The 17,779-nt window shown below is 75.1% G+C and carries 14 protein-coding genes and 1 tRNA gene; 10 read left to right on the top strand and 5 right to left on the bottom strand.

The features are described from left to right. Positions 1-116 precede the first annotated feature (116 nt). On the top strand, positions 117-647 hold the full coding sequence (locus D1J60_RS29315; RefSeq protein ID WP_241253435.1) for a sigma-70 family RNA polymerase sigma factor: 531 nt from the start codon (positions 117-119) through the stop codon (positions 645-647). Continuing rightward, positions 644-2,503 carry an IclR family transcriptional regulator C-terminal domain-containing protein gene (locus tag D1J60_RS29310; RefSeq protein ID WP_125823125.1) on the top strand — a complete coding sequence of 620 codons (1,860 nt, stop codon included), beginning with the start codon at positions 644-646 and terminating at the stop codon, positions 2,501-2,503. The genes D1J60_RS29315 and D1J60_RS29310 overlap by 4 nt, the downstream gene beginning before the upstream one ends. Before the next feature lie 35 nt (positions 2,504-2,538). Here the strand turns inward: D1J60_RS29310 and D1J60_RS29305 are convergent, their stop codons facing one another. The 3 genes from D1J60_RS29305 to D1J60_RS29295 all read right to left on the bottom strand — a co-directional run bounded on the left by D1J60_RS29305 (position 2,539) and on the right by D1J60_RS29295 (position 5,599). Further along, complete coding sequence (locus D1J60_RS29305) at positions 2,539-4,146, bottom strand: serine/threonine-protein kinase (protein ID WP_241253616.1); 1,608 nt, start codon at positions 4,144-4,146, stop codon at positions 2,539-2,541. A 232-nt stretch (positions 4,147-4,378) separates the two neighbouring features. After that, a tRNA-Leu gene (locus D1J60_RS29300) sits at positions 4,379-4,463 on the bottom strand. A 194-nt stretch (positions 4,464-4,657) separates the two neighbouring features. Then, positions 4,658-5,599 (bottom strand): beta-ketoacyl-ACP synthase III, encoded by a 942-nt coding sequence (locus tag D1J60_RS29295; RefSeq protein WP_125604034.1) that lies wholly within the window; start codon positions 5,597-5,599, stop codon positions 4,658-4,660. A gap of 208 nt (positions 5,600-5,807) precedes the next feature. On the opposite strand from D1J60_RS29295, the gene fdhD reads away from it, so the two are divergent. Further along, positions 5,808-6,659, top strand: coding sequence for a formate dehydrogenase accessory sulfurtransferase FdhD (gene fdhD / locus D1J60_RS29290; protein WP_125823124.1), 852 nt, complete (start codon positions 5,808-5,810; stop codon positions 6,657-6,659). Here fdhD and D1J60_RS29285 read toward each other — a convergent pair. Beyond that, positions 6,656-7,093, bottom strand: coding sequence for a (2Fe-2S) ferredoxin domain-containing protein (locus tag D1J60_RS29285; RefSeq protein WP_125823123.1), 438 nt, complete (start codon positions 7,091-7,093; stop codon positions 6,656-6,658). The two genes, fdhD and D1J60_RS29285, sit on opposite strands and share 4 nt — an antisense overlap. Positions 7,094-7,102: 9 nt before the next feature. Then, a complete protein-coding gene (locus D1J60_RS29280; protein WP_125823122.1) occupies positions 7,103-8,155 on the bottom strand; it encodes a bile acid:sodium symporter family protein in 1,053 nt (350 codons plus the stop codon). A 140-nt stretch (positions 8,156-8,295) separates the two neighbouring features. Here D1J60_RS29280 and D1J60_RS29275 point away from each other — a divergent pair, with 140 nt between their 5' ends. The 7 genes from D1J60_RS29275 (at position 8,296) to D1J60_RS29245 (ending at position 17,766) form a co-directional block, all read left to right on the top strand. Further along, the gene (locus tag D1J60_RS29275; protein ID WP_125604038.1) at positions 8,296-9,147 is read left to right on the top strand and encodes a LysR substrate-binding domain-containing protein; all 852 of its coding nucleotides are present in this window, start codon (positions 8,296-8,298) and stop codon (positions 9,145-9,147) included. A gap of 212 nt (positions 9,148-9,359) precedes the next feature. Continuing rightward, entirely contained in the window at positions 9,360-11,186 is a 1,827-nt protein-coding gene (locus tag D1J60_RS29270; protein ID WP_125823121.1) for an AMP-dependent synthetase/ligase, read from the top strand. A 122-nt stretch (positions 11,187-11,308) separates the two neighbouring features. After that, a complete protein-coding gene (locus D1J60_RS29265; RefSeq protein WP_125823120.1) occupies positions 11,309-12,580 on the top strand; it encodes an ABC transporter substrate-binding protein in 1,272 nt (423 codons plus the stop codon). A 9-nt stretch (positions 12,581-12,589) separates the two neighbouring features. Then, positions 12,590-15,547, top strand: a complete 2,958-nt coding sequence (locus D1J60_RS29260) for an ATP-binding cassette domain-containing protein (protein ID WP_125823119.1) — start codon at positions 12,590-12,592, stop codon at positions 15,545-15,547. Next, a complete protein-coding gene (locus tag D1J60_RS29255; protein WP_125823118.1) occupies positions 15,544-16,308 on the top strand; it encodes an ABC transporter ATP-binding protein in 765 nt (254 codons plus the stop codon). Before D1J60_RS29260 ends, D1J60_RS29255 begins: the two co-directional genes overlap by 4 nt. Before the next feature lie 182 nt (positions 16,309-16,490). After that, the gene (locus D1J60_RS29250; RefSeq protein ID WP_185899743.1) at positions 16,491-17,333 is read left to right on the top strand and encodes an aldo/keto reductase; all 843 of its coding nucleotides are present in this window, start codon (positions 16,491-16,493) and stop codon (positions 17,331-17,333) included. 7 nt (positions 17,334-17,340) lie between these two features. Further along, positions 17,341-17,766: an RICIN domain-containing protein gene (locus tag D1J60_RS29245; RefSeq protein ID WP_125604083.1), complete on the top strand. Its 426-nt coding sequence runs from the start codon at positions 17,341-17,343 to the stop codon at positions 17,764-17,766. Positions 17,767-17,779: the final 13 nt, after the last annotated feature.

Genomic DNA, 17,779 nt, shown 5'->3' with positions numbered 1-17,779 from the left:
GCGCTGCTCTCATGGACCCCGCACAGGGGATGAGGTGGGGAACGGTGAACGATGGCGGACCGGAGGAGTCCGGCGGGACCGTGGGACTGCCCAGCCGACGGCGGCAGCCGACGCCCATGAGTCAGTGGGATCCGACCGCGCGCCTGTCGTACTGGGCCTTCCACGCGAATCGGCGGCCGGCGTACATGCGCTTCGCGTACCTCCAGCTCGGCTCCGACGCGGCCGCCGAGGACGCGGTGGACGCCACCTTCGACTCGATCATGAACGAGTGGCTGCGCATGCTCCACATGGACCGCCTCGACGCCTACGCCTGGACCGTGCTCAAGCAGCGGATCGTCGACTGGCAGCAGCGCCGCGACCCGCGCCTGCGCCGGCCCGAGCCGATGGACATCAGCGCCTTCGAGGCGGCCCTCAAGGAGGCCCACGCCGACCAGTACGAGGTGCTGACCGACACCATCCGCTTCTACTCGGCGGTCTCCCGCCTCGCCGAGCGGCAGCGGGACACCGTGCTGCTGCGCTACGGGCTCCAGTGCACCCCCGGCGAGGCCGCCGCCGTGATGGGCGTCGACGAGGCCACCGTCCGCTCGCAGCTCGGCCAGGCCCACCGGCGCCTCGCCCGGCTGCTCGACACGTCCGCCGGATCATGAGGCCCGGCGAGGACCCCGGCGGCGGTCGCGGCGGCGACCCCGACGGCGACCGTGCGGCGGCCCCGCGCAGCCTGGCGGAGTTCCTGGCCCGCGCGAGCGTGCGCGACCGGTACCCGCACTACGACCTCGGCGCGGCCGAGGCCCGGCTGCTGCGCGCGCCCCGCGGCCCCGGCGCCCCCGCCGCCGCCCCGGCCCGGAGCCGGCGCCGGCCCTTCGGCTGGAGCGATCCCGCACGGGACCGCCCGCTGGAGTCGGAGCGGGCCCGGCGGGACCTCAAGGCCGCCTGCCTGGCCGTGGTGGGGGACCCGCGCGCCGGGGCCGACCTCGAAGCCTTCCTGGACAGTCGGCACAGCGACCTGCCGGGCGCGGTCGTCTTCGGCTGCCTGCTGTACCTGTCGGGGCTGCGCGAGGGATCCCGTTTCTGGTGGCAGTTCGCCGCCGGCTCCGGCAGCCCGCGCACCGCTCCGGCCGCCTACTGCCTCTTCCTGGACCACTCCCGGCGCGGCGAGCACCACGACGCCCGCCTCTGGGCGCGGGAGCTGGGCCGCCGCGGGTTCCGTCCGAGCGGCCGCCGCGAGCTGCGCGAGGTGCGGCTGTGCGCCCAGGCGGCCGTCCTGCGGTACGTCGACCAGTGCGACGACCCCGACCTGGGCCCGGTACCGCTGCCCAGGCCGGGGCTGGCCGCGGTGCTGGCCGCGTTCCTGCCGCCGGCCCCGCCCCCGGCGCCCCGGCCGCGCCCCGGGCCGGGCCCGCTGCGGCACCCCGCGCTGACGTCGGCCGCGCGGGGGACGGTGGTCCAGTCCGACACCGGCGAGGCCCTGGCGCAGGCGCGGCGCGCGCTGGCCGCCGTACGGGTCCTGGAGCGGCACCCGCTCGGCGTGCGGGCAGCCCAGCTCGCACGGGAGTCGGGGCTGGGCGGGGCGGAGCTGCGCCCGCTGCTGGTGATGCTGCGCGAGGAGGAGTACGCGTACTGCCCCGGCCCCGGGGTGTACGCGCCCGGCCCGGCCCTGGACCGGCTCGCGGCCCCCGGCGGCACCGGCCTGGCGGGGCAGCTTCAGCGCACCCTGGCGCTGGCCCGCGACAGCGCGGGCGCCGCCGTGTACCTGAGCCGGTACGCGGAGGGCGAGGTCCGGATCACGCAGATGGCGGACGGCCCCGGGGCTCCGCCGGTACGGGAGTGGGTGGACTTCCGGGCGGCCGCGCACGCCAGCGCGGTCGGGAAGTGCCTGCTGACGCAGCTCGACCACGACGGCCGGGCCGACCACGTGGCCCGCCACCGCCCCACCCGGCTCACCGCGCGGACCATCACCGACAGCCGGGTCCTGTTCAGCGCCCTGGACGCGGTGGCTCCGGGCGCCCCGGTGTTCGACCTGCGCGAGTACTCCCCCGGGGTCGTCTGCTCGGCGGTGCCGATCGCGACGGGCGAGGCCGCCGGGAGCCTGGCCCTGTCCCTGCCGGCCGCCGCGGCGCACCGGCTGGGCCCCGCGACCGAGGCCCTGCGCCGCAAGGCGGTCCCGGTGCTGCTGGCGCTGCTGCTGTCCGGGGCCATCCCCCCGGACGCCGGCCCGGCCGGCGCGGCGCCCGCCGCACCGCCCGCCGCCGCCACCCCGGAGACGTTGCGCCAGCTGGGGAGGCTCTTCCGGACCCCGCTGACCCGTTTCACCGCGTCGGCCGGGGGCCCACACCTGGTCAGCGACTCCTCGTCGGGGGCGGCGTACCTCTTCGACGCGCCCCCGGAGGGCGGGGGGCCGCGCCTCGCGCTGCCGCAGACCCTGGGCCCGCTCGCCCCGGGCAGCCTGCCCGCACCGGAGGGCCTGGTGGTCCTGGGCACCCAGCCGGGGCGGGGGGACGCGTAACCGCGCGCGTCGCCTGTCGCCCCGTCGCCCCTCCTCTATCCGACGGGGACGAAGGAGTCCAGGGCCGCGTCGAAGTTCCCCCTGGCCTGGGTGAGGCGGCCGAGGGGGGCCGAGACCCAGACGTCGTACATGCGTCCGTTCTCGTCCCAGCACAGGTCGAAGGTGTGCCGGGGGCCCTCGGAGGTGGTGAAGCCGTTCCAGGTGAACTCCCAGAGCGCCGCGGGCAGTCCGTTGTGCGTGGTGGGGACGATCGTGTTGTCGCGGTAGCCCGGGTTGTTGGACGGGCCGTTGGCGTCGGACTGCCGCATCGCGGCGAGCGGGCCGCCCGCGGCCGGCTTCACCTTGATGCCGATCCGGATCGCGCCGTCCGGGGAGACGTAGAAGACCCGCTGGTCGTCGGTGGTGCGCTGGAAGCCCTGCGGCACGGCGAGGCCGAAGCCGTCCGGGTCGGAGACGAAGCGGTATCCGGCGGGCGCCGGCTTGCCGGGGGCCTGCTGTGCGGGCGGGGCCGGGGCCGGCGCGGTCACCGTGGTCGTGGCGGTGGCCGTGGCCCCCGCGGCGGCGGCGGGCGGGGTGGGGGCGGCCGCCGGGGACTGCGGGGCTGACGCGGTCACGCCGGGGGAAGGAGAGGCGGGGTTGCCCGGTCCGGCCGCCCGGGTGCCCTTGTCCGCGGCCCGGTCGGAGAGCAGCGAGGTCACGACGACGGCGCCGATGACGGCCACCACGACGAGCGCGGCGACCAGCCCGACGCGCAGGCCGGCCCGGCGAGTCCCCGGCTCGGCCGCGGGGCCGGTCCGGGCGGTGACGCGTTCGGTCGGCGAGTACCCGGGAGGGCCGGCGGGGCCGGGCGGGGTGGCCGGGCCCGCGGGGCGGGCCGGGCCGGGGGTGCGGTCGAGGAGGGGCAGGCTGCCGGTGGTGACGTACGCGGACAGCATCCGCTGGGCGTCCGCCACGCCCAGCCGGCGTTCGGCGTCGCGTTCCAGCAGGCCCCGGACGAGCGGGGTCAGGGGCCCGGCCTGCACCGGCGGGCGGATCTCGTCGTAGACGACGGCGTGCAGCACCCCGCCCAGCGAGTCCCGGTGGAAGGGGGACTCGCCGGTCAGCGCGGCGCACAGCAGCGCGCCGAGGGACCACAGGTCGGACTCGGGTCCGGCGGCTGCGCCCCGCATCCGCTCCGGGGAGGTGTACTCGGGCGAGCCGACGAAGGCGCCGGTCTCGCTGATGGTGGTGGAGCCCGCGAGGCGGGCGATGCCGAAGTCGGTGAGCACGACCCGGCCGGTGCCCGCCTCCATGAGGACGTTGGCGGGCTTGACGTCCCGGTGGAGCACCCCGCGGTCGTGCGCCGCGCCGAGGGCGCCGAGCAGGGCGAGCCCGATGCGGGCGGTCTCACCGGCGTCCAGCGGACCGGTGGCGCCGAGGCGGTCGGCGAGCGAGCCGCCCTCGACGAGTTCCATCACGATGTACGGGCGGCCGTCGTCCTCGACGACGTCGTGCACGACGACCACGTGCGGGTGCTTGATCTGTGCGACGGTGCGGGCCTCGCGCAGGGCTCCGGCGGCTTCCTTGCCCTCGCCGACGTGGAGTTCCTTCACGGCGACCGCACGGCCCAGGAGCTCGTCCGACGCCTGCCACACGGTCCCCATACCGCCGCGTCCCAGCCTCTTCCCCAGGCGGTACCGCCCGGCGATCACGACGTCACTGCGCGGTTCGTCCTGCGACACGTTCCCCCCTCGACCCGGTCAGGCCCCATGATGCCGCACGGGTGGATCCGGCCACCCCGTTCTCCGCCGAGGTCACCCGGGCTTCGCCGCCGAAGGGACCGGCTCCGCCCGGAAACGCGAAAGAACCCCACCGGAGTGGGGTTCTTTCTCTGTGTGTCCGAGGGGGGACTTGAACCCCCACGCCCGATAAAGGGCACTAGCACCTCAAGCTAGCGCGTCTGCCATTCCGCCACCCGGACCGGTGGTCGGCCCCGGTTTCCCGCGGCGACATGGACAACCATAGCAGGGGATCGCCGGGCTTCCGACCACGTTTTGCGGGCGGCCGCCGGTCCGCCACGCCGCGCTGACCTGCGGGCATGCCGGGAGCCGGGCGGCGCGGGGCCGCACCCCCGGCGGCCGGGACCCGGCTCCGGGCCCCGGCCGGGGGGCTGGCCTAGGGGCAGCTGATGACCTGGCCGGCGTAGGAGAGGTTGCCGCCGAAGCCGAACAGGAGGACCGGGGCGCCGGAGGGGATCTCGCCCCGTTCGACCAGCTTCGACAGGGCCATGGGGATGCTCGCGGCGGAGGTGTTCCCGGAGTCGACGACGTCGCGGGCCACGACGGCGTTGACGGCGCCGATCCTCGCGGCGAGCGGCTCGATGATCCGCAGATTGGCCTGGTGCAGCACGACCCCGGCGAGCTCCTCGGGGGTCACCCCGGCCTTCTCGCAGACCTTCCGGGCCAGCGGCGGCAGCTGGCTGGTGGTCCAGCGGTAGACGGACTGGCCCTCCTGGGCGAAGACGGGCGGCGTGCCCTCGATCCGCACGGCGTGGCCCATCTCCGGGACCGAGCCCCACAGCACCGGGCCGATGCCCGGCTCCTCGCTGGCCTCGACGACGGCCGCGCCCGCACCGTCGCCGGTCAGCACGCAGGTGGTGCGGTCGGTCCAGTCGGTGATCTCGGTCATCTTGTCGGCGCCGATGACCAGCGCGCGGGTGGCGGAGCCGGCCCGGATCGCGTGGTCGGCGGTGGCCAGGGCGTGGGTGAAGCCCGAGCAGACGACGTTGATGTCCATCACGGCGGGCGCGCCGCGCATCCCCAGCTTGGCGGCGACGCGCGCGGCCATGTTGGGGGAACGGTCGATGGCGGTGGAGGTGGCGACGAGGACGAGGTCGATGTCGTCGGGGCTCAGGCCGGCGTGCGCGAGGGCCTTGCCGGCGGCCTGGTAGGCGAGCTCGTCGACCGGCTCGTCGGCACCCGCCACGTGGCGGGTGCGGATGCCCACCCGGGAGCGGATCCACTCGTCGTTCGTCTCGACCATGGCCGCGAGGTCCTCGTTGGTGAGCACTTTCGCGGGCTGGTAGTGCCCTAGCGCCACCACGCGTGAACCGGTCATGGGCGGGGTCCCCCTCTGTACGGCAGGCAGTCAGGTTGACCAGCTTTGCCTGCTACCGGTGGGTACGGGTGCGCGTGACCCAACAGGATTCCGCCACCGGAATTTGGAGCATTCCGAGCAACTTCCTGCCGGAACCGGTCGCGGCGGCGGATCCGGGAGAATGTCCCCGTCAGGTGTACGCGAGGACGGAACAGGTGGGCTGATCACGATGGGACGGGTCACCGAACGGCGCCGCGTCGTACGCATCCGGGGCGGAGCGGCCGGAGTCCGGCCCGACACCCTGGTCACGGAGGAGCCGCTGGAGATACGGCTGAACGGCAAGCCGCTGGCCATCACGATGCGCACCCCGGGGGACGACTTCGCGCTGGCGGCGGGCTTCCTGGTCAGCGAGGGCGTCCTGGCGCGCACCTCGGACGTCCAGGCCGTGACGTACTGCGAGGGCGCCACCGAGGACGGTTCCAACACCTACAACGTGGTCAACGTCCAGCTGGCCCCCTCGGTTCCCGTCCCGGACATCACGCTGGAGCGGAACGTCTACACCACCTCCTCCTGCGGGCTGTGCGGGAAGGCCAGCCTGGACGCGGTCCGTACGGCGACCCGTTTCCCCGGCCTCGCCGCCGACCCGGTACGGGTCCGCGCGGAGCTCCTCACCGAGCTGCCGGACCGGCTGCGCGCGGCGCAGAAGGTCTTCGACCGCACGGGCGGGCTGCACGCGGCCGCGCTGTTCTCGGCGGAGGGCGAGCTGCTCGACGTACGGGAGGACGTGGGCCGGCACAACGCCGTGGACAAGATCGTCGGACGGGCCCTCCAGGCGGGCCGGCTGCCGCTGGCCGGCTCGGTGCTGCTGGTGTCGGGACGGGCCTCCTTCGAGCTGGCGCAGAAGGCGGTCATGGCCGGCATCCCGGTGCTGGCGGCGGTCTCGGCACCGTCCTCCCTGGCGGTGGACCTGGCCCTGGAGTCGGGCCTGACCCTGGTCGGCTTCCTGCGCGGCGCGAACATGAACGTGTACGCGGGCGAGCAGCGGATCATCCTGCCGGGTGACGGGTCCCCGACGGCTTAGGGACCCTGGCGGCGGCGGCCGCCGCGCCGGGAGGCCGTGGGCTGCTTCGGCTCCGGGGGGTCGATGCGGTGCAGGTCGAGGGTGGCGGGCAGCGGGGTGGTGCCGGGGCCGCCGGATTCGGCCCAGGCGATGATCTCGTCCGTCGCGGTGTCGTCCAGGGCCCAGCCGAACCAGACCGCCCTGGCTCCGCGCCGGCGGGCCTCGGTGGTGGGCTGGACCACGATCACGTTGGCCTGCGCGCAGGGCCCGAGGCAGTCGCTCGTACGGACCGCGAGGCGCCCCCCGGAGGCGGCGGCGGCCTCCCGCAGCCGGGCGAGCTGGCCGGCGTGGTCGGAGCCGGGGTTCTTGCGGGGGTCCCCGCAGCAGCAGCCCCGGCAGACGACGAGGGTGCAGGGGCGCGGGGCGCTGGCGGCGAGCGGGCGTATCCAGGTCACCGCCGCACGTTACCGGCCCTGCGCGGCGGGGGGTTGGACCGCGGGCGAGACCTCCACCACACGGCGGGCGTCGAGTTGGTCCTGGAGCACCGCCTCGGGGTCCCGCGCGCGGCGGCGGGCCAGGACCGCGCAGACCATCAGCTGCATCTGGTGGAACAGCATCAACGGCAGCACCGCCAGGGAGGCCTGGGCCCCGAACAGGACGCTGGCCATCGGGAGTCCGGCGGCCAGGCTCTTCTTCGACCCCGCGAACTGGATGGCGACGCGGTCCGCACGGCCGAAGCCGAGGCGCGCGGACCCGTACCAGGTGGCGAGGAGCATGACGGCGAGGAGTACGGCCTCCACCGCCATCAGGGCGCCCAGGCGCGGGAGGCTGACCTGGTGCCAGACCCCGGCGGCCACGCCCGCGCTGAAGGCCGCGTAGACGACGAGCAGGATCGAGCCCCGGTCGACGTAGCCGAGCACCTTCCTGTTGCGGGTCAGGAACCCGCCGACCCAGCGGCGCAGCCCCTGGCCGAGGAGGAAGGGCAGCAGCAGCTGGAGGACGATCTTGAGCAGGGAGTCGAGGGAGAAGCCGCCGGCGTCGTTGCCGAGGAGGGCGGCGGCGAGCAGCGGGGTGAGGAGGATGCCGGCGAGGGAGGAGAAGGAGCCGGCGCAGATCGCGGCGGGGACGTTGCCCCGGGCGATGGAGGTGAAGGCGATCGAGGACTGGATCGTCGAGGGGACCAGGCAGAGGAAGAGCAGGCCGCTGTAGAGGGGCTGGGTGAGCAGTCCGGGCACCAGGAGGCGGGCCGCCAGGCCCAGCACCGGGAAGAGGACGAAGGTGCAGGCCAGGACGGTGAGGTGGAGCCGCCAGTGGCGCAGCCCGTCGAGGGCCTCCCGGGTGGACAGCCGGGCCCCGTAGAGGAAGAACAGCAGGGCCACGGCGGCGCCGGCGGCCCCCTCGGCGACGGTGGCGCCGGCACCCGTGGCGGGGAGCAGCCCGGCGAGTCCCACGGTGGCGAGCAGGGCCAGTACGTACGGGTCCAGGGGCAGCCGGGCGGGAAGGCGGGGGCGTCGCATGGGGGCTCGCTTGCTGTCGTACGGGGGGGGAGGGGTGCGAGGGGGTAGGACCATCGTCGCGGGTCGGCGGTCATCGGGAAACACGCACACCGCACTGACTGCCATCACGGAACGCGATGACCCGGGCTTAGGCTGGGGGCATGTACGACCCGGTCCAGCTGCGCACCTTCCTCACGGTGGCCCAGACGCTGAGCTTCACGCAGGCGGCGGCCCGGCTCGGGGTGCGGCAGTCCACCGTCAGCCAGCACGTACGGCGGCTGGAGGAGGCCACGGGACGTCCGCTGTTCGTGCGGGACACGCACAGCGTCGGGCTGACGGAGGACGGCGAGGCGCTGCTGGGCTTCGCGCGGACCATCCTGGAGGCGCACGAGCGGGCGGCGGCCTTCTTCACGGGGACCCGGCTGCGGGGGCGGCTGCGGTTCGGGGCGTCGGAGGACTTCGTGCTGACGCGGCTGCCGGAGATCCTGGAGGGGTTCCGGCACGAGCACCCCGAGGTGGACCTGGAGCTGTCGGTGGAGCTGTCGGGCACGCTGCACGAGCGGCTGGACGCGGGGCGCCTGGACCTGGTGCTGGCCAAGCGGCGCGGGCCGGGCGACGAGCGGGGCCGGCTGGTGTGGCGGGACCGGATGGTGTGGATCGGCGCGGAGGGGCTTCGGGTGGACCCGGAGCGTCCGGTGCCGCTGATCGTGTTCCCGCCGCCGGGGATCACCCGGGCGCGGGCCCTGGAGGTGCTGGAGCGGAACGGCAGGGCGTGGCGGATCGCCTGTACGAGCGGCAGCCTGAGCGGCCTGGTCGCGGCGGCCCGCGCGGGGCTCGGGGTGATGGCCCACACCCGGGGGCTGATCCCGCCGGGGCTGGTACGGGTGGGCGGCCTTCCGGAGCTGGGGCCGGTGGAGTTCGCCCTGCTCCAGGGCCGCCGCCCCACCCCGGCGTCGGAGGCCCTGGCAGCCGCCGTCCTGGCGGGCGGCGACCGCCTGAGCCGGCCGGCGTAGGGGGCGGGGTTGGGGGGATCCCGTTCCCGGCAGCGCCGCGTCACCCTCCCCGCCCTGGGGTTCGCACCCCCGTGGGCACGCCGTGCGGGGGCTGCGTCGCAGGTCGTGGGGGGTGTGGGGGCGGGGGGATCTTGTGGAGGTTTCCTTGGGGGTGCCGGGCACGGGTGCGGGTGAGGTAGCGTCGCGGCGCCCTGCACGCAGAGGAGCGGAACGTGCGCGAGTTCACCGTCCCACCCCTGGTCACCGGCGCGCCGGTCGGAGGCCTGGCCGACACCGTGTTCCTGCGCGCCGGGCAGGATCCGGAGCACGTGGTGCTCGGGCGGAAGGCGGACGGGGTCTGGCGGGACGTGACCGCCCGTCAGCTGGCCGGGGAGGTGCTCGCGCTCGCCAAGGGGCTGCTGGCGCAGGGGGTGCGGTTCGGGGACCGGGTCGCCGTGATGTCCCGTACGCGCTACGAGTGGACGCTGTTCGACTTCGCGCTGTGGGCGATCGGCGCGCAGCCCGTCCCGGTGTACCCGACGTCGTCGGCGGATCAGGTGCACTGGATCCTGTACGACTCGGCCTGCACGGGCTGTCTGGTGGAGAACGAGGACCAGGCGATGACGGTCGGCTCCGTGATCGAGCGGCTGCCGGGGCTGCGCCTGCTGTGGCAGCTCGACGCGGGGGCGGTGGAGGAGCTGGTGGCGGCGGGGCGGGGGGTGGCCGAGGACGTGGTGCACCGGCACCGCGGGGCGGTGACCCCGGACGCCGTGGCGACCGTCATCTACACCTCGGGGACCACGGGCCGGCCCAAGGGGTGCGTGCTCACCCACGCCAACTTCATGTACGAGGCCGACACGCTGGTGGCGCGCTGGGAGGCGGTCTTCCGGGCGGGGCCGGGCGGGGAGCAGCCGTCGACGCTGCTGTTCCTGCCGCTGGCGCACGTGTTCGGGCGGATGGTGGAGGTGGCGGCGGTGCGGGCGGGGGTGAAGCTGGGACACCAGCCGGCGGTGGCCGCCGCCGAACTCCTGCCCGACATGGCGGCGTTCAGGCCGACGTTCGTGCTGGGGGTGCCGTACGTCTTCGAGAAGATCTTCGCGGCGGCGCGGCGTGCCGCGGAGGCGGACGGCCGCCGGGGGCCGTTCGACCGGGCGGTGGAGGCGGCGGTGCGGTACGCGGAGGCGCGTGAGCAGAAGGCGTTCGGGAGCGGTCCGGGGCCAACGGCTGCGCTGCGGGTGGAGCACCAGCTCTTCGAGAAGCTGGTGTACGGCAAGGTCCGCGAGGCGCTGGGCGGCCGGCTGCGGTACGCGATGTCGGGCGGGTCGGCGATGTCGCGGCGGCTGGGGCTGTTCTTCGACGGTGCCGGGATCACGGTGTTCGAGGGGTACGGGCTGACGGAGTCCTGTGCGGCGGCGACGGCGAATCCGCCGGGGGCGGTCAAGTACGGGACGGTGGGCCCGCCGATCCCGGGCACGACGGTGCACATCGCCGACGACGGGGAGGTGTGGCTGCACGGCGGCCACGTCTTCTCGGGCTATCTGGGGGATCCGCGGTCCACGCAGGAGGTGCTGCGCGGCGGCTGGCTGGCGACGGGGGACCTGGGCCGGCTGGACGAGGACGGCTACCTGGTCATCACGGGGCGCAAGAAGGAGATCCTGGTGACCTCCAACGGCAAGAGCGTGGCCCCGGCGGCGCTGGAGGAGCGGGTGCGGTCGCATCCGCTGGTGTCGCAGTGCGTGCTGGTGGGCAATGACCGGCCGTTCGTCGCGGCGTTGGTGACCTTGGACATGGAGGGGGTGGCGCACTGGCTGTCCATGCGGAAGCTGCCGCAGCGGACGGCCGAGCAGGTGGCGGGGGACCCCGACCTGACGGCGGAGGTGCGGCGGGCGGTGGTGGCGGCGAACACGCTGGTGTCGCAGGCCGAGGGGATCCGCGCCTTCCGGGTGCTGGCGGAGCAGTTCACCGAGGAGCGGGGGCTGTTGACGCCGTCGCTGAAGCTGAAGCGGCGGGCGATCGAGAAGGCGTACGAGCGGGAGGTCGCGGGCCTGTATCCGTCGTAGGGGTGTCGGTCCCGTGTAGGCCTACGTGACCTGACGGACCGTCATTCGTGCCCGCCAAAAATATTGACGGTGCGTCAGGTCACGCACAGAATGCGGGGATTCCTACGGAGGGGATCCCACCCATGTCGCGACCCATCCGGGCCCTGGCCGCCTCGGCGGCCGTACTCGCACTCGTCTCCGCCTGCAATTCAGCCGCCCCTTCCGACCGGACGACGCCGGGGAGCTCCGGGGGCGCGCCCGGGATCCAGCGCGGGGTCACCGACAAGAGCATCAAGGTCGGCGGGATCGTGTCGATGACCAGCGCCAGCGGCTACAGCAAGAAGGACACCGACCTCGGGGCGAAGGCCCGCTACCTCAGGGCCAACGCGGAGGGCGGCGTCCACGGCCGCACCATCGACTACGTCGGCGCGGAGGACGACGGGCAGGACCCCGGGAAGAACCTGGCCGCGGCCCGCAAACTCGTACAGCAGGACAAGGTCTTCGCCGTCGCCCCGATGAGCTCGGTGACCTTCTCCGGCGCCGACTTCCTGGAGCAGGAGAAGGTCCCCACCTTCGGCTGGGGCACCCTGCCCTCCTTCTGCGGCCCCAAGTACATCTACGGCTTCAACGGCTGCCTGGTCCCCTCCCCCGGCGGCACCCTCAACCAGACCTGGCCCGAGGGCATCGCCAAGGTCCTCGGCGGGGCCGAGGGCAGGTCGGTGGCGGTCATCGCCAACGACAGCGACGCCGGCAAGTTCGGCATCCGCACCTTCCAGCAGGGCTTCGCCGCGGCCGGCTTCACCGTCCCCTACGCCAAGGCCTTGGTGCCCGCGACGGCCGTGCCCAGCGACTGGAGCGCGTACGTCAAGGAGATCATGGAGAGCGCCGGCGGCAAGGCGCCGGACGCCGTCGTCTCGGTCATGCAGACCCCGAACAACATCGGCCTCTTCACCGCCCTCAAGCGCGCCGGCTACAAGGGCGTGATCTCCGACCCCACCGACTACGACCCGGGGCTGCTCGCCAAGGACGCCACCCGGCAGGCCCTCGAAGGGGTGCACGTCCTGCTCCAGTTCGAGCCCTTCGAGTCGGACAGCCCGAAGATGAGGCAGTTCAAGGCCGACATCAAGGCCGCCTCGGGCGGACAGGAAGTACCGCTGAACATGCACATGCTCACCGGGTACATGTCGGCCGACCTCTTCCTCGCCATCGCCCAGAAGGCCGGGAAGGACCTCACCACCACCCACTTCCAGAACGCCGCCCAGAGCTTCTCCGACACCGGCACCCTCGTCGGCGACCGCGCCGAGCCCAAGGGCCAGAAGGACAGCTTCGGCTGCGGGGCGCTCGTCCAGCTCAAGGGCGGCCGGTACGAGGTCTCCGTGCCGTTCGAGTGCCACGAGCCGATCCCCTTCACGTAGGGCGGCGGCATGGGCGACCTGCTGGTCTTCGTACTGAGCGGCCTGGTCTCCGGCGCCCTGTACGCACTGCTCGCCACCGGGCTGGTGCTGTCGTACTCGGCGTCCGGGCTGTTCAACTTCGCGCACGGGGCCACCGCCTACCTGTGCGCGCTCACCTTCTACGAGCTGCACTCCGGCCTGGGCTGGCCGGCCGTCCCGGCCGCCCTGCTGGTGGTGTGCCTCCTCGCGCCCGGTCTCGGGTGGGGGCTGGACCGGCTGATGTTCCGCCGGCTCGCGCGGACCGGGGAGACCGCCCAGATCGTGGCGACCATCGGCCTGCTGGTGGCGCTGCCGGCGGCGGGACTCTGGGCCGTGGACGTCCTGAGGGAGGCGGGCCTGCCGCTGAAGCCCGCCGAGAACCAGTTCGGGCTGCCCGGCGTCGGGCCGAGCCCCGCCCGGTCCTGGCGGCTCGCGGACGGCGTCGGCGTGGACTCCGACCAGCTGATCACCTGGGTGGTGACGGCGGTGGTGGCCGCCGCCCTGTGGGTACTGCTGCGGCACACCCGGCTGGGGCTGCGGCTGCGGGCCGCCGTCGACAACCGCCCGCTGACCGAGCTGCGGGGGATCAGCGCCGACCGGCTGTCGTCGGTCGCGTGGATGATCGCCTCCGCGCTGGCCGGGCTCGCCGGCGTGCTGGCCACCCCGCTGCTGGGGCTGTCCGCGCACGACTTCACCCTGTTCCTGTTCGTGTCGGCGACGGCCGCCGTGATCGGCCGGTTCGCCTCCGTGCCGCTGGCCTTCGCGGGCGGGCTGGGGCTCGGGGTGGTGCAGAACCTCGTCGCCGGGTACGCCTCCTTCGCCGAGGGCATCACCGGGTTCCGCACGGCGGTGCCGTTCCTGATCCTGTTCGGCGGACTGCTGGTGCTGACCCGGCGGGCCCGCACCGCCGGGGTGACGGCCGTGGAAACGCCGCCGCCCGACCACCTGGCCGGGGCCCCCTGGGGCCGCCGGTGGGGGGTGTGGGCGGCGGGCGCCGTCCTGCTGGGTACGGCGTTCTACACCGTCACCACCCCGTTCTGGAGCGGGCTGCTGGCGCAGGGGCTGGCCATCGGGCTGGTGTTCATGTCCTTCACGGTGGTGACCGGGCTCGGCGCGATGGTCTCGCTCGCACAGGCCACCTTCGTCACCGGGGCCGCACTGGTGGCGGGGCTGCTGATGAGCCGGGGCTGGCCCTTCGCGGCGGCACTGGCGGTGGGTACCTGCGTGGCGGCCGCGCTGGGGGCGCTGGTGGCGCTGCCCGCGCTGCGCCTGGGCGGGCGCTCGCTGGCGCTGGCCACCCTGGCGCTGGCGTTCCTCGCCGACCAGGTGCTGTTCCAGATGCGGTGGCTGCGCGGCGGGGACGCGGGCTGGGCGGTGCCGCGCCCGGTGTTCGGGCCGGTGGACCTGACCGACGACCGGGCGTTCGGGGTGGCCCTGGTGGTGCTGGTCTCGCTGGTGGCGGCCGCCCTGGGCGCGCTGCGGAACTCCCCGTCGGGGCGGGCGATGCTGGCGGTGCGCTCGGCGCCGGCGGCGGCGATGGCCTGCGGGGTGTCCGTGCTGCGGACGAAGCTGCTGCTGTTCACCCTGTCGGCGGGGCTGGCCGGCTTCGGGGGCGTGCTGTACGCCTCGTACAACACCCGGATCACGGCCACGGACTTCACCGCCATGACGGGGCTGGTGTGGCTGGCGGTGGTGGTCGCGGCGGGGGTGCGGCGGGCGCCGTACGCGGTGGTGGCGGGGCTGGTGTTCGCGGTGGCCCCGCGGCTGCTGTCGGACTACGTGACGGAGTCGGCCCACCTGCCGGTGATCCTGTTCGGCCTGGCCGGCCTGGCCCTGGCCAACGACCCGGACGGCTACTGCGCATCGATCCCGGCCCGCCGAGCCCGTGCCCTGGCCGGGCGGAAGGGAACCCGGCCGGCGGCCGCCCCGGCCCTGGCCGGCGCCGCGGCCGCCGAGGCCGCCCCGGCCGGGCACGAGGGAGCCAGGCCGGCCGGCCCCGCCGGCGAGGGCAGCGACGGGGCCGGGCACACCCGGGCCGGCGCCTCCGGGGCCGCGGCGGCCCCGGAGGCGCCCCCGGCCGCGGACGGCGGAGCCGGGGGGCCGGTCGCGGCCGCGCGGGCCGCAGCCGGGGGTGCCCCCGGTCCGTTCCCTTCCCCGGCGCCCGGCAGCCGGCCGGACGCCGCCGGGACCGGCAGCGGGGGTCCGGGGGCGGGGGCTTCGGCGGTGGGGGCTTCGGCGGTGGGCGGGGGTGGCGTGCCCGTTGCCCTGGAGCTGCGCGGGGTCACCGCCGGGTACGACGGCGGGAGCGTGCTGCACGGGGTGGACCTCACCGTCCGGCGCGGGGAGATCCTGGCCCTGCTCGGGCCCAACGGCGCCGGGAAGAGCACCGCCTGCCGGGTCGCGGCCGGGCTGCTGCCGGCCACGGGCGGGACGGTCGCCCTGGCCGGGCGGGACACCACCCGCGAGGGGCCCGTACGGCGCTCGCGCGCCGGGGTGCTGCTCGTCCCCGAGGGCCGTGGGATCTTCCCCGCGCTCACCATCGAGGAGAACCTGGCCCTGTACCTGGAGGACCCCGCCGAACGGGACGCCGTGTACGGCCGGTTCCCCCGGCTGCGCGAGCGGCGCGCCGTCGCCGCCGGGGCCCTTTCGGGCGGGGAGCAGCAGATGCTCGCGCTCGCCCCGCTGCTCCAGCGCCCGCCGGCGGTGCTGATCGCGGACGAGCCCTCGCTCGGCCTCGCGCCGCGCGTCGTGGAGGAGGTGTTCGCGCTGCTGACCGAGCTCCGCGACGCCGGCACCGCCCTGCTGCTGGTGGAGGAGAAGGCCGCCGAGGTCCTCGGGATCGCCGACACGGTGGCCTACCTCGCACGGGGCCGGGTCGCGTGGTGCGGCCCGCGGGCCGAGGTGGAACAGGACCGGCTGACCGATGCCTACCTGGGGATGGCGCCATGAGCGACGTGCTCCGCGCGAGCGGGATCGGCGTGAGCTTCGGCGGGGTCCGGGCCCTCGCCGGGGTGGACATCGGGATCCGGGCCGGGGAGGTGTGCGGGCTGATCGGGCCGAACGGGGCCGGGAAGACCACCCTGTTCGACGTGCTGTCGGGGATCCGGCGCCCCGACCGGGGGCGGATCCTGCTCGACGGGGCGGACATCACCCGCCGCTCCCCCGTGTGGCGGGCCCGGCACGGGATGCGCCGCACCTTCCAGCGGCAGCAGCTGTTCGGGCAGTTGAGCGTGGCCGACAACGTGCTGGTGGCGCAGGAGTGGCGGGGCGGCGGGGGCGGGCCGGCCGCCGACCTGCTGGCCCTGCCCGCCCGCCGGGCCCGGGAGCGGGCGCGGCGGGGGCGGGGCGGGCGGGTGCTGGCGGACTGCGGGATCGGCTCGCTCGGGTCCTCGTACGCGGGCGGGCTGCCGGTCGGGCAGGCCCGGATGGTGGAACTGGCCCGCGCGGTGGCGGACCCGCCGGGGGTGCTGCTGCTCGACGAGCCCGCGTCGGGGATGTCGGCGCCGGAGCGGGCGCAGCTCGCGGGGGTGGTGCGGCGGCTGGCGGCGGAGGGCTGCGCGGTGCTGCTGGTGGAGCACGACGTGGCCTTCGTGATGGACCTCTGCACCCGGGTCGTCGTCCTGGACCTGGGCTCCGTCCTCGCCGAGGGCACCCCCGCCGAGGTCCGCGCGGACCGGCGCGTGCGGGAGGCGTACCTGGGGCCGGCGTAGGGGCGGGTGGGCGCCGGCCGCGTACACCGTCCACCGGCCCGGTCCTCCCCGTCGGTCCCGCGCCCTGAGCGGAGCGGACGGGTGGCGGGAATAGGGTGGGCGGGAGGCCGGTTGCCGCCCCCGTGCGCCGCACTCCGCGGCGCGGCCGTACCGCTCCACCGAACCCGAGGGAACGACCAGACGTGAACCAGGTGCCCGCCGTCCCGCTCAACAACGGCACGTCCATGCCCCAGCTCGGCTACGGCGTCTGGCAAGTACCGGACTCCGAGGCGGAGAAGGCCGTCTCGACGGCGCTGGAGGCCGGCTACCGCAGTGTCGACACGGCCGCGGTCTACGGCAACGAGCGCGGTACCGGCAAGGCGCTCGCCGCCTCCGGGATCCCGCGCGAGGAGCTGTTCGTCACCACCAAGCTGTGGAACGGCTCCAAGCAGCGGTGGGGGCGCGAGGAGACGCTGCGCGCCTTCGACGAGTCGCTCGGCAAGCTGCGCCTGGACCATGTGGACCTGTACCTGATCCACTGGCCGCGTCCGATGCGCGACGACTTCCTGACCATCTGGAAGACGTTCGAGGAGATCGCGGCGAGCGGCCGGGCGCGGGCGGTGGGGGTGTCGAACTTCCGTCCGGAGGACCTGGAGCGGCTGCGCGAGGTGAGCCCGCTGGTGCCGGCGGTGAACCAGATCGAGCTGCACCCGCTGTTCCCGCAGGCCGGGATGCGCGCCCTGCACTCCTCGCTGGGCATCGTCACCGAGGCGTGGTCGCCGCTGGGCCAGGGCAAGGAGCTGCTCGGGCTGCCGGCGGTGGTGTCGGTCGCCGCCAAGCACGGCCGCAGCGCCGCGCAGGTGGTGCTGCGCTGGCACCTCCAGCTGGGCAACGTGGTGATCCCGAAGTCGGTGACCCCGTCCCGGATCCGCGAGAACCTGGACGTGTTCGGCTTCGAGCTGGACGCCGAGGACCTGGCGGCGCTGGACGCGCTGGGCGCGGGCGGGCACCGGATCGGGCCGGATCCGGCCGTCTTCGACATCTGAGCCGCGAATGGGCTTCGAGGACGGTACGTACCGGATCCGGAACGTGGACAGCGGGCTCGTGCTCCAGCTGGAGGGCGCTTCCCGGGTGCGGGTCGGCCCCGACGGGCCGCCCGCTCCGGCGGCGGCCCGGCGGTGGCGGGTTTCCGCCGTGCACAGCGGGGGCGGGGTCTTCCACGTGGTGAGCGAGGACAACGGGCGGCGCCTGGACGTGGCGAACGCCTCGACCGAGAGCGGGGCCCGGGTGCAGGTGTGGCGGGCCAACGCCTTCGGCGCCCAGGAGTGGCTGGTGGAGCGGCACCTGGACGATCCGGGGGTGGTGTCGCTGGTGGCGTGCATCAGCGGGCTGCCGCTGGAGGCCGACGGCGAGGGCCGGGTCCGGCAGGGCGAGGACACCGACTCGCCCTCCCAGTGGTGGCGGCTGGAGCCCGTCTGAGGCGCCCGCCGGC

Origin of the sequence: Streptomyces sp. W1SF4, from assembly GCF_003950035.1 — a bacterium.
Taxonomy (GTDB): Bacteria; Actinomycetota; Actinomycetes; order Streptomycetales; family Streptomycetaceae; genus Streptomyces; species Streptomyces racemochromogenes.
This window is presented reverse-complemented; position numbering and strand designations above follow the sequence as displayed.